The sequence below is a fragment of the Chitinophaga jiangningensis genome (assembly GCF_900142605.1).
Classification (GTDB): domain Bacteria; phylum Bacteroidota; class Bacteroidia; order Chitinophagales; family Chitinophagaceae; genus Chitinophaga; species Chitinophaga jiangningensis.
In genome coordinates this window covers 40,658-52,875 of sequence record NZ_FRBL01000010.1, presented here as the reverse complement: position 1 = coordinate 52,875, position 12,218 = coordinate 40,658, and the positions used below count along the sequence as shown (strand labels likewise).

General features: G+C 47.6%; 12 protein-coding genes. 9 read left to right on the top strand and 3 right to left on the bottom strand.

The window, feature by feature from the left end; genetic code table 11:
• Window positions 1-3: 3 nt before the first annotated feature.
• The 3 genes from thrC to rpe are packed head-to-tail and all read left to right on the top strand — an operon-like array spanning window position 4 to window position 3,070.
• Window positions 4-1,329, top strand: coding sequence for a threonine synthase (gene thrC, locus BUB18_RS24355; protein WP_073086130.1), 1,326 nt, complete (start codon window positions 4-6; stop codon window positions 1,327-1,329).
• Between the two features lie 11 nt (window positions 1,330-1,340).
• Window positions 1,341-2,351: a tetratricopeptide repeat protein gene (locus BUB18_RS24350; RefSeq protein ID WP_073086129.1), complete on the top strand. Its 1,011-nt coding sequence runs from the start codon at window positions 1,341-1,343 to the stop codon at window positions 2,349-2,351.
• 35 nt (window positions 2,352-2,386) lie between these two features.
• Entirely contained in the window at window positions 2,387-3,070 is a 684-nt protein-coding gene (gene rpe, locus BUB18_RS24345) for a ribulose-phosphate 3-epimerase (RefSeq protein ID WP_073086128.1), read from the top strand.
• Here the strand turns inward: rpe and BUB18_RS24340 are convergent.
• Together BUB18_RS24340 and BUB18_RS24335 are read right to left on the bottom strand one after the other, a co-directional pair.
• Window positions 3,056-3,445, bottom strand: a complete 390-nt coding sequence (locus BUB18_RS24340; protein WP_083550712.1) for a response regulator — start codon at window positions 3,443-3,445, stop codon at window positions 3,056-3,058. The two genes, rpe and BUB18_RS24340, sit on opposite strands and share 15 nt — an antisense overlap.
• A 9-nt stretch (window positions 3,446-3,454) precedes the next feature.
• Window positions 3,455-6,103 (bottom strand): PAS domain-containing sensor histidine kinase, encoded by a 2,649-nt coding sequence (locus tag BUB18_RS24335; RefSeq protein WP_083550710.1) that lies wholly within the window; start codon window positions 6,101-6,103, stop codon window positions 3,455-3,457.
• Window positions 6,104-6,481: 378 nt separating this feature from the next.
• On the opposite strand from BUB18_RS24335, the gene BUB18_RS24330 reads away from it, so the two are divergent.
• The 3 genes from BUB18_RS24330 (at window position 6,482) to BUB18_RS24320 (ending at window position 8,809) form a co-directional block, all read left to right on the top strand.
• Complete coding sequence (locus BUB18_RS24330) at window positions 6,482-7,438, top strand: PhoH family protein (RefSeq protein WP_073086124.1); 957 nt, start codon at window positions 6,482-6,484, stop codon at window positions 7,436-7,438.
• Between the two features lie 180 nt (window positions 7,439-7,618).
• Window positions 7,619-8,110: a nuclear transport factor 2 family protein gene (locus BUB18_RS24325; protein WP_073086122.1), complete on the top strand. Its 492-nt coding sequence runs from the start codon at window positions 7,619-7,621 to the stop codon at window positions 8,108-8,110.
• Between the two features lie 159 nt (window positions 8,111-8,269).
• Complete coding sequence (locus BUB18_RS24320) at window positions 8,270-8,809, top strand: inorganic diphosphatase (protein WP_218377688.1); 540 nt, start codon at window positions 8,270-8,272, stop codon at window positions 8,807-8,809.
• A gap of 171 nt (window positions 8,810-8,980) precedes the next feature.
• Here BUB18_RS24320 and BUB18_RS24315 read toward each other — a convergent pair whose 3' ends face one another.
• A complete protein-coding gene (locus BUB18_RS24315) occupies window positions 8,981-9,751 on the bottom strand; it encodes a C40 family peptidase (RefSeq protein ID WP_073086118.1) in 771 nt (256 codons plus the stop codon).
• A gap of 92 nt (window positions 9,752-9,843) precedes the next feature.
• On the opposite strand from BUB18_RS24315, the gene BUB18_RS24310 reads away from it, so the two are divergent.
• From BUB18_RS24310 to BUB18_RS24300, 3 genes are all read left to right on the top strand, one after another.
• A complete protein-coding gene (locus BUB18_RS24310; protein ID WP_073086116.1) occupies window positions 9,844-10,419 on the top strand; it encodes a sigma factor-like helix-turn-helix DNA-binding protein in 576 nt (191 codons plus the stop codon).
• Window positions 10,409-11,506, top strand: coding sequence for a zf-HC2 domain-containing protein (locus BUB18_RS24305; protein ID WP_073086114.1), 1,098 nt, complete (start codon window positions 10,409-10,411; stop codon window positions 11,504-11,506). Before BUB18_RS24310 ends, BUB18_RS24305 begins: the two co-directional genes overlap by 11 nt.
• Window positions 11,507-11,629: 123 nt before the next feature.
• Entirely contained in the window at window positions 11,630-12,211 is a 582-nt protein-coding gene (locus BUB18_RS24300) for an RNA polymerase sigma factor (RefSeq protein ID WP_073086112.1), read from the top strand.
• Window positions 12,212-12,218 lie beyond the last annotated feature (7 nt).

The following is a 12,218-nucleotide window of genomic DNA, read 5'->3' as shown; positions in this document are numbered from 1 at the left end:
ATTATGCAATATTACAGCTTGCAAAATCCAGCTCTCAAAGTATCCTTTGAAACCGCCGTTACTGAAGGAATGGCGCCCGACAAAGGATTGTATTTTCCGGAGCAGATTCCACAACTGGATCCTACGTTTCTGAAAAACCTCCATCAGTATACTGACCAGGAAATTGGTTATGAAGTCATCAAAGCATTCGTAGGAGATGAAATTCCTGAACCACAGTTAAGGAAGATTGTAGCAGACACGCTGCATTTTCCCTTTCCCATACAAAAAGTTTCCCGCGCCACGTACGCGCTGGAGCTGTTTCACGGCCCTACCCTCGCCTTTAAGGATGTAGGTGCCAGGTTTATGGCAGGGTGCCTTGGCTATTTCCGCCGCAACAGCACCAAGCCGGTAACCGTACTGGTAGCCACTTCCGGGGATACCGGCGCCGCGGTGGCCAGTGGTTTTTATAATGTACCGGGTGTAGAAGTGGTGATCCTGTATCCTTCAAAAATGGTAAGTACCCTACAGGAAAAACAGCTGACAACGCTCGGTGGAAACATCCGTGCACTGGAAATCCTGGGCACTTTCGATGACTGCCAGCAGATCGTAAAAACAGCTTTCCTGGACCAGGAAATACAGTCCAAACGACCGCTGACATCCGCCAACTCCATTAACGTGGCCCGCTGGCTACCACAGATGTTCTATTATTTCCTGGCCTACCGTCAAATGAAAGCAGCGCATCCGAAACTGGTGTTTTCTGTGCCCAGCGGCAACTTCGGCAACATTTGCGCCGGCATGATGGCAGCAGCTATCGGCTTGCCGGTGTCGCACTTTATTGCCGCTACCAACGCTAACGATACCATTCCCCGCTTTATGCAAACGCAGGAATATAAGCCAGGCCGCGCCGTTCCTACGCTGTCAAACGCTATGGACGTGGCTGACCCGAGCAACTTCGTGCGCATCCTGGAGCTGTACGGTAAAAACTTCCCACAGCTGGCTGCCAGCATGAGCAGCTACAGCTTTAACGACAAGGACACCGCCCGCGCCATGGAACGTGTATATAAAGAATACCACTACATGCTGGACCCTCACGGTGCCGTAGGCTACCTGGGCCTACAGCAATACCTGGCCGAAGATCCGGATGCTACCGGCGTGTTCCTGGAAACTGCCCACCCGGTTAAGTTTGAGGACACTGCTCCAAAAGCGATCCGCGACGAAATCCATACACCTGCCAAGGTGATGTCGCTCTACGGCAAAGAGAAATCTTCCATCGTATTACCGGCAGATTACCAGGCAGTTAAAAAAACATTATTACAGTTAGAATTTCAGAATTCAGAATTAAGCCATTAACTTGGCGCTGTATGAGAAAACTAACTATCCTTGCCATAGGACTGGCTATTGTGGCCTGCAACCAACAGCAGGCACACAATAGTCAGCAGCAGGAGCCCGCCGTGGACTCCGTACTAAACGCTGATATAATACAACCTGTCACCGACTCCCTGCAGCAATTCCCTGACAATCACGCGCTGTATTACCGTCGCGCTCTCCTCCTTTTCAATACCCATCCTGAGCTGGCGCTGAAAGATTTTCAGCAGGCCGCCAAACTGGATGCAACCAATACGGACTATTGGGCAGGTGCCGGCGAAGCCGCACTGGTAACTGGTAATAATAAACTGGCTACTGAACTTTTTACGAAAGCACTCACCACTGCTCCCGGCTACCCATACCTGCAATACAAACTGGCGATCGCGCATGTGGAGGAAAAGCAGTATGCGGCGGCGGATAGTTTGGCTGACCTGCTCACACAAAGCAAAGATGCCAGGGACCAGGCCTTTTACCTCAAAGCCCGCATAGCAGAAGATCACCAGGACACCACACGGGCGATCCAATACCTGCGACAAGGCGTGGAAGTGGCTGCCAGACCGGAGTACGAGGCGCTGATGGAGCTGGGGGATCTGCTGAGCAGCCGCCGTGATGCAGCTGCCATTTCATATTACGTACAGGCGTGGAAGTTAGACTCCGCCAATGCGGTACCAATGTATAACGCCGGCCAGCTGTATGAGCAACTGCAGCAAACCGATGCGGCGATCAGTGCCTATCGGAAGAGCATAGTGGCCGATCCCGGGTACGAAGCAGCCTACATGGCGCTGGCTCATATCTCCCGTAAACAAAATAACTGGAAAGATGCTTTTACATTTTATAACCTGGCCGCCAAAGCCGCGCCTACAGATGCAGAAGCCTACTACTACCGGGCTATGAGCAACGAAAAGCTGGGCAAAAAGGAACTGGCGCTGGAAGATTATATTAAGGCTTCTTCGTTCAGAAAGGATTATGGAGAGGCAAAGGAAGGAATAAAAAGACTGAGCAAGTAATTGCTTAAATTTACACGGACCAAAAATATTTGCCTTTGGAAAACAGACCTGTATTAATTGCCCCCTCGCTGTTGGCGGCTAACTTCCTGGAACTGGGAAAAGCTGCGGCTATGCTCAATGAGAGCGAGGCCGACTGGTTTCACCTGGATGTGATGGATGGAAGATTTGTGCCCAACATTAGTTTTGGTTTACCTGTTATTTCGCAGATCAGCAAGGTCGCAAAAAAAACCTGCGACGTACACCTGATGATAGAAGAACCTGAAAAATATGCGGAAGCCTTTCAGAAGGCTGGTGCCAATATGCTCACCGTGCATTACGAAGCTTGTCCGCACCTGCACCGGAATATTCAGCAGATCAAAAGCCTGGGCATGAAAGCCGGTGTGGCATTGAATCCGCATACCCCTGTAGGGCTGCTGGAAAACATTATCCGGGATGTGGACATGGTGCTGATCATGAGTGTGAACCCAGGTTTCGGCGGACAGTCGTTCATCGAACAAACCTATCATAAGATTGCGCAATTACGCCAGTTGATTACCGACAGCAATGCGCATGCACTTATTGAAGTGGATGGTGGCGTAAGTGCGGACAATGCCGGCCAGCTGGTGCAGGCAGGTGCAAATGTACTGGTTGCAGGAAGTGCGGTATTTGCTTCAGCGGATCCCGCTAAAACGATCAGCGAGCTCAAATCTGCTGCTGTGGCAGGCTTAGGAAAGATGTGATATAATCTCTTTCGACAGAGGTTTGGTAAGATAACCACTTACAAACGCATAAGAACGGACTCTTTCCTTGTCTTTTTCATCAATGCTGGAGGTGAGCACAAAGATCTTAATAGACTTAGGCAGCTCCGCCTGGAAGGTGGCATATTCGTCGAGAAATTCCCATCCATCCATCACCGGCATATTCAAATCCAACAAAATTAAATCAGGCAGTGCAGCTGCCACATTCGTGTTTTCTCTGAAATAGTCCAGCACTTCCTGGGCATCAGAGAACACACGGATATTACTGCTTATACCCTGCCGCTCAATCATAATTTTGGCGATTTGCTGGTGAATCGGGTCATCATCCACAATAAAAATCATATCGATCAGGTTCATATAAGCATATTATTCAGGCCTAAAAGTAATAATAAATTTTGTTCCAAAACCGGGCTTACTTTCTGCTTTGATGCTTCCGCCCATCGCTTCCACCTGAGTTTTGGTAATAAACAAGCCTATCCCCTTCGCATCTTTATTTTTATGGAATGTTTTTCTGAAGCCAAATAATTTGTTGCCGAACCGTTCCATATCTATTCCCACGCCGTTATCTTCCACGGTGAGAATGATGGCATCGTTTTCTACCCACGTCTGTAAACGCAGTGCCGGCACACGTTCCGGCGAGCGGTAACGAATCGCGTTAGTGATAAAATTTTGCAGGATGCTGTCGAGATAAACTTTGGAATATACCAGTGCAGGCGCTCTTTCAAAGTCGGCCGTAATCTGAATCTTACTATTCTCAATATCTACCAGCAAAATATCTTTTACTTTCTGCAACCGGTCGGTGAAGTAGAGTTTTTCTTTTTCCACGTTCACATCTTTTCTGATCTGCACTACTTCTACGAGGTCGTTGAGGGTTTCATCTATCTTTTTAATCACCTCATGCAGCATACCCAGGTAAAGCTCCCGCTCCTGGCTGGATGTAGCCTCGTTATGCATTTGCATCAGCGCTTTCAGGTTGGCGATTGGTGCACGCAGGTTATGGGAGGTGATATGTGCAAAGTCTTCCAGTTGTTTATTCTGGTTAACCAGGTTTTTATTCAGGTTAGAGAGTTGATCATTCGCCTTCCGCAGTTCCTTCTGCATTTTACGGCTTTCCGTGATATCGCGGATAAACACGGAGATGCCGCCGTCCTGCATGGGCGTGAGCAGGAAGTCGTACCATTTATCCGGGATGGGAAAATAGATACCGAACGACTGGGAAGTATTTTGTTTGATACACTCCTGGAGTCGCGCATAGAACACGGTACCGCTGAGTTTCGGGAACACTTCAAAGATATTGGCACCAGCCAGTTCTTTGCGACCGATCATTTTCTCCGCTTTCTGGTTTACGAAGTTAAGGAGGCCATCCGGTTCCATGGCGGCGTAACCCATGTCCATGGTATCAAAGAAAAGCCGCATCAGCTCTGTATTTCGGGTGAGTGCGTCCCGTATGGCTGATTGTTCAGTGATATCCTGTACAACGCCGTATATGCGTTTAGGTTGGCCGGTAGTAACATCTGCGCGGCCTATACAGCGTATACGTTTGGTAATATTTTGCTGTAGGGAGATGGTGAGCTGCACATCGAACGGCTTACCGGTACGGATACACGTTTCGATGTGATGTGCGAGGTTCAGTCGTGACTCTTCCAGGTAGAGTTGCAAAACGGCATCCAGGGTGAGGCGGGTACCGGGTATACATTCGTGTATGTGGTAGGCCTGGTCGGACCAGCGGATGGTATTGGTTTCCACTTCCAGCTCCCAGCCACCTATTTTACCGATCTGGCCTGTTTGCAGCAGGAATTCCTGGTTTTTAACATTTTCCAGTTCCTGCATTTTTTTATCTGTGATATCGTTTACCAGTGCCACTACGATGCGTTCTTTATCCATCGGATTTTCTACCGGGAACACGGTGAGGTCCAGGTATACTTCCCGTTCTACGGAGGTCCAGCGGGCATCTTTGGTAAAGTCTACTTTCTTTTCCAGGCGCAGGGTTTCGTTTTCCTGCAGGGCACGCTGGAAGAGATCGTCGAGTTCAAAGGTGGTGGCAAACTCGTCGTTCATCACGTTAAACTGCCGGCGGGCGGCGGGATGCGGCGAGTTAAAAAAGTTACGTTGTGTTTGGTTAATGCGACGGATAAATCCAAAGTTATCGAACTGGATGTAGCCGATCGGCAGGTTTTCGATGATATTATCGAGCAGGCGTTCACTCTTCTGGAGGCTGATTTCGGCGAGTTTCTTTTCGGTGATATCGTCGAGGATCAGGAAGAGGTTAGCCATATTGGACTGCTTATCTACCACGGGAAACACGGTGGCTTCATAATATACCGGGTAGATGCGGGTGATATCGTCGTAATTTTTTTCCGTGAAGTTCAGTAAGATTTCTCTTTTCTGTGTTTTACGGCCCTGGCGAACCTCTTCGAAGAGTTTGGTGAGTCCGTTGAGGCGGTATTGCGGATCTTGCAACCAGTTATAATCTGCCTGCTGAAAGAAAGGGTGTGCCTGTCCCCATATTTCCCGCTGGCGGCTATTCATTTCCATGCTGGTTCCTTCGGGAGAGAATTGCTGGAGGCCGATGGGGAGGTTTTCCAGGATTTGTCTGAAATACTGTTCATCTTCCTGGATGCGGAGTTCCGATAATTTCCTTTCGGTGATATTGAGGCCGATGATAAGGAATTGGGTGAGTTGGCCGTTATCGGCTATGATGGGATTGATACCAGCTTCGATCCATAGCGGAGTGATGCCATTGATGAGGAACCCTATTTGTTCCTGCACCGGGGTACCGAGTGCGAGTTTTTGGCCAATAGCGGTCCATTGGTCCCTGTTAGCAGGGATCAGGATAGACTCGAACAATTGACCTTCTATGGCCGAAACGGGTAGCTGCAGCGCGTTCAGCATCAGGTTATTCACCGAGGAAATGGTACCGTCTGCATTCACAGAAACTGAGAGCGCACAGGCATTAATGGCAGCTTCCAGGTGTTGTAGATGCCGGTAATGCTGATCCAGCATAGCTATGTTCATATGATAGCGGAACTTAATATCGTTGTCTGCAAAGGGCCTAAAATAGCTATTCTACAGGAAAAAACAGCTTTAATTCCATAAATGTACTTAAAATGTTGATGGGCAGGGCTATTATGTGGCCGGAGGTTATCGAGATAGCGGGCAAAAAGTTGTGGTACAGTAAGATTGTTTATCCACGTTTGTGGATTAACTGTTTTCTGAAATTGTGTTGAAGGTAATATATTCGCATTCAGATGGTACCAGCAAACCAGTTAGCAGGTAGCCAGCGGTACAGAATTTAGTATTAGCTTAACAAGATTGCTATCCTGGTTGCGTAAGAATTAAATATATTCGGTATGAGAACACCGATTTTTCCTGGACAATTAAATCTTTAGATCATTGACTGAAACCATTATCAACTTAGACAGTATTAATCCCATTGAGTTTTTCGGTGTCAATAACGGAAAGCTGGATTTACTGAAGAAAAAGTTCCCATTGTTGAAAATCCTGTCCAGAGGTACCCAGCTAAAGCTTAGCGGCTCCCCTGAGGAGGTATCAACAGCGGAGGAAAAGATTGGCCAGATTGTGAAGTATCTGGAGCGCAACGGCAATCTTACCGAGAACTATTTTGAGCAGATCCTGGGAGATGAAGAGGGTACTGGTATTGATAATTTCAGTGACCGTAACCCCAATGAGGTATTGGTTTTCGGACCGAATGGCAGAACTGTCAGGGCACGCACAGCTAACCAGAAAAAGATGGTGAACCTGGCGGATAAAAATGACATAGTGTTTGCCATTGGCCCGGCCGGAACCGGTAAAACCTATACCGCCGTAGCGCTGGCAGTGAGAGCGCTGAAGAACAAGGCTATCAAGAAAATCATTCTAACCCGTCCGGCGGTGGAAGCAGGTGAAAGCCTGGGTTTCCTGCCAGGAGATTTGAAAGAAAAGATTGACCCTTACCTGCGTCCGTTGTACGATGCGCTCGATGATATGATACCGGCAGAAAAGCTGAGTTATTATATGGCCAACCGTATTATTGAGATTGCACCACTGGCGTATATGCGTGGCCGCACCCTGGACAATTCCTTCATTATCCTGGATGAGGCGCAAAACGCCACAGACCTGCAGATTAAAATGTTTCTGACACGTATCGGCGCTTCTGCCAAAGCTATCATTACCGGTGACCTTACCCAGATTGACCTGCCTAAAAACCAGAAATCGGGGTTGGACAAAGCTACCCGTATCCTTCGTAACATTGACGGGATTGGGTATGTAGAGCTGGATGAAGAGGATGTGGTGCGTCACCGACTGGTGAAAGCCATTATCAAGGCGTACGATGCCAATAAAGATTTATAGGGGTGTTGGCACTCCTCATAAGGGGAGTGCCACTACTTTTAACGCTTCGTTAACGAGGTTTCGCGTATGTTCACCGCCGCTAAGGGCAAACATTTTAGTGACGTTAAAGAGACGGAACTTTGCAGAATTGATTGTTTAACCCTATTTTTGTTAGCGATATATTAATAATTTATCCACCGCATGACCAATATTCGTCGATTCCTGTTTTTGGCAGTGATACCAACCTTACTGCTGAGCAGTTGTAAGAAAAAGGCCACCCCTGATGAAGTGGCACTTGCTTTTATGCACGCCATACAGGATTCGAATTTTGACAAGGCAAGGGATTACGCCACTAAAGAATCCCAACAGGTAATACAACTCTATTCCTTCTTTGATGCCCGCCGCAATGAGGCGGAGAGAGAAAAGATCAAGAATGCCCAGATTAAGGTCGTAAAAACGGAAGAAAGCGAATCAGGCGACAAAGCCTCCGTAACTATCCTCAACTCTTCTGCCCACCAGGAGGAAATATTGCAACTGGTGAAGGAAAGTGGTCAATGGAAGATTTCCCTGACGTTTGAAAGCATTATTCCTAATTATATCCCACCTCCAGACGGGGCTATCATGGATAGCGCCACTGCCGTACCTGTGGATACTACCCTGCCGGGTGGTGCCAACGTGCCACAGGCCCAGTAGCAGCCTGTTTTCCCGGAACATAACTGCCGGGATAATAATAATTTAGCTATTAACGCTGAGTTATGTAATTTTGCACCGCAATAAGCACTGCGGGGGCAAAACTTATTATTTTGTCTTAAGCTTGCATTGAACTATAAACTTATAACGTAAAGATCTATTATGATGACAAATCCCTGGCATAGTGTGAGTCCCGGAAATGAAGTACCACACATCGTAAATGCCATTATTGAGATTCCAAAGGGATGCCGTGCCAAATATGAACTGGATAAAGAAAGCGGATTACTGAAACTGGACAGGGTACTGTACTCATCTGTTTACTATCCTGCCAACTACGGGTTTATACCTCAGTCTTACTGCGATGACCATGATCCACTGGATATCCTGGTATTATCGCAGGTTGATTGCGTTCCGATGTGTATTATCGAAGCAAAAGTAATCGGTGTAATGCAAATGATCGATGGCGGTGAAGCGGATGACAAGATCATCGCAGTGGCGGCTAACGACATGAGCGTAAACCACATCAACGATATCTCTGAACTGCCTCCTCACTTTATTGAAGAAATGCGTCATTTCTTCGAAGAATACAAAACACTGGAAAGAAAGACTGTGAAAGTGGAAGAATTCCAGGATAAAGCGAAAGCAGAAGAAATCATTAAGAAAAGCTTTGAGGATTATCGCAAGATTTTCAAACAGAGTTAAATAGCTTGTTATGAGCGAAGGAAAAGACTGATGCTGCGGTGTCAGTCTTTTTTTTGTTTCGGAGATGTTTGGTGCTGGAAAAGGACTGGCAGGTCACCTTCGGTGACCTGCGCGCGAGGAGCCCGACGCAGTCCGGCTCTACGGGAACCGAACAAGAGCAGCATGATGGTATTACAGGAACCGCTTTATTATCCTGAGTTTATGCGTCCTTTCCCCGGTGTCAATATTGGTTATTCCCTGATTGTCTATCGGATCAACGCGCACCCTGCCGGAAGCGTGTATGATTCTCTCGTCACTTAATAAAATACCCACATGGGTAATCCGACCCTCCTCATTGTCAAAAAAGGCCAGATCGCCCGGCTGAGCCTCCTGGAGGAAATCCACGGTTGTACCCTGGGTAGCCTGCTGGTAAGCATCTCTTAGAAGAGCAATCCCCACCATTTTGTAGACATTTTGGGTAAAACCGGAACAATCTATCCCAAAAACGCTCCTGCCGCCCCATAAATAGCCCGTTCCGAGGTATTTGTAGGCTGTAGCAATCAATATGCGCTTTTTATCCTCTTCCGCCAGGCGCAAAGAGCCTAATTCACGTGGATAGAATACGGTATAACGCCCCCATGTCGACATCAGCCTGTCCCCTTTTACGAGGCAGCCAAAAGGAACCTGCATGGCAGAACCCTGGAAGTTAACTTCATTAACATATTCTGGCAGGTAAGCCAGTGCCGAAGCATTGTACACACTTTCCTCCACCTCTTCTATCTGATTTTCAGCAATCCAGCCTACATAATCATCATATTGATTTTTGACCTGTACCCAACCACCCGGCGCGGAGGCAAGAATTTCCACACATTCGCCCCAGAGCAACTGAGAGATCATCTCACTTCTATGCGCTGATTCCATGCGCAAAGGCGCAACAGGCACAATAACAACCGCGTATGGCATATGAATTGTATATATCCGTTTGGTGATCCAATATTATTAATTCAGAAATGAACTTTTTCCGATTCTATACGTAAATATAAAATAATAAGTTTATGCACCAGCAGTTAACCAGTTTATCGGATAAAGAGTTGATATCCCGGACCAGAAAGCAAAAAGACCGGGAGGCAGAAGGCGTATTGATGGATCGCTACAGTCATTTACTGGTCGCCATCACACTGCCGCAACTGCAAAAAAATCCCAGCCTGGACCCCAACATTGTTTTCCCTACTTTATTACAGCGACTCAGCGCCAGTTTACGCACACAATCCATTTATAAAGCCAACGAATGGATTTTGCATATGCAGCGGGGTTATCTGAATAACCAGGACAAAGCAACGCCTTTTTACCCCTCCAGGGAAGCGAGAGATTTACTGCATATCGAAAATAAGGTGGATAGAGCATCTACCAATACTATAGACCGCCAGGAGATCATCGTCCGGCTTGAACAGGCGTTACAACGACTGGCACCGGAGGAGAAAAAACTCCTGGATGAATTTTATGTAGAACAAAAGTCATTCAGTGAACTTGCTGCAGCCAAAGGCTGGAACCGCGATAAGGTACGCAACCAGCTGAAAGCTGCCAAAGCTAAACTGGCGAAGCTTTTCATTAATCAAGCCTATGTTAAGTAATTCAGTCAACAACGACAAGGTGATCAAAATCTTCTCAGGCATCCGTTGCGTGAGTAAAGATCAGCTCCCCCGTTATCTGGACGGAAGGCTGACCGAAGTGGAGAAACACCTGGTAGAGCAGCACCTCACCGATTGTGACCTCTGCTTTGAAGCATTACAGGCGCTGGAAAAGGAAGGCAGTACTGAAAAGTATGCCGACCTCACCTCCAAGCTGCAACGCTATATCCAGCAAAGCATCCGCCCGGTATCGCAGGAACAGAAGGTGGCCCAGTATACCCGCAAGGAACGCAACAAGGAAAACCTCCTCGTATATTTCTGGGTACTGGCATTCGCCATCCTGGGTGTAAGCGGCGTGTACGTCCTGAAAGGGCATATGCGCAATAACCCTACCATTCCCAGACTAATGGTATCAGCCATTCCGCCGGCAGAAGCAGCGAAACTGCCCTCCTCCGAAACTGCGGTGACTTCGCAACCAATTGTAACCGCAAACCACCCCAGTAATATTCCCAGCGCGCCGCCGGCAGTCGCTACTACCGCCCCTGCCAGCAGCACTGCTGCGCCAGCTGCGGTAGATTCTGCCAGAATAAAACTGCTGGCAGCAGAAAGAGCCGCTAAAAGAAAGGCCCAGGCCGACAGCCTCCTCAAAGCCAATCAGGATGCTGCCGAAGTTAGGCGCCAGGACAGCCTGAAGAAACTGGCAGAGGAAAAAGACAAGGAACAGAAGGAAAAGGATGCTGCTGAAGCTGCCGCAAAAGCCGCAAAAGAAAAAGAAAAGGAGCCGGAGCCCGCACCTAAAAAAGAAGAAGTAAAGAAAGAAGAAGCAGCTCCTGCTACCAACAGCATAGAAAGCCTATACAAGAGTGCGCTGCAATATCAGCAGCAAGGTAACTTGAGCGAGGCCATGGACCGGTACAAACGCATTGAAGCTAACGGCAGCGGAAAATACGTGGAAATGGCCCGCTACCAGCTCGGCATCTGCTACCGCAGTAAAGGCCAGAGCGCCCGCGCCAGACGCATGTTTAAGGAAGTGGTGAAGATGGACGGCAGCCTGAAAGCAGCCGCCCAACAGGCGCTCGATACCATGTAATTTAACAGTGAAAAAATAGTAGTTGATGAATCCGCGCCTAAAGCGCGGATTTTTATTTTCAAAAACTTTATGGAATTTTGCAATATGCTGCATCATATGAACAGCATTCCATTTTTTTAGCCTGTGAATAACTCAGCAATAAATACACTAACAGACCAGGATTTACTTCAACGGTACAAAGCTGACGGCAACAGCGAATGGATAGGCGTACTATTCGACCGCTACGCGTTACTGCTACTGGGTATGTGCATGAAGTACCTGAAAAACGAAGAAGACGCCCGTGACGCCGTCCAGCAGATCTTCCTGAAAGTATTATCGGACGTACATAAGCACGAAGTCCAGTTTTTCAGAGCATGGATTTACCAGGTAGCCAAAAACTACTGCCTGATGCAGCTGCGACAGCAGCATATGAAGTACAGGGAGGAAATCACCGACAGCACCATGGGCAAAATGGTAGCTGAAGAAGAAGACAAGCGCGTACACCAGGAAAAGGACATCATGCTGGAACACATGGAACAGGCAATGGTGTTGCTAAACGCCGACCAGCGCATTTGCCTGGAACTTTTTTATCTTCATAAAAAATCCTACCAGCAAATTGCCGACGAAACAGGTTTTAACCTCATGCAGGTGAAAAGCCATATTCAAAACGGGAAGCGTAACTTAAAAATCATACTGGAGAAACAACAACGCGCAAACAAAAGTTAATTTGCAC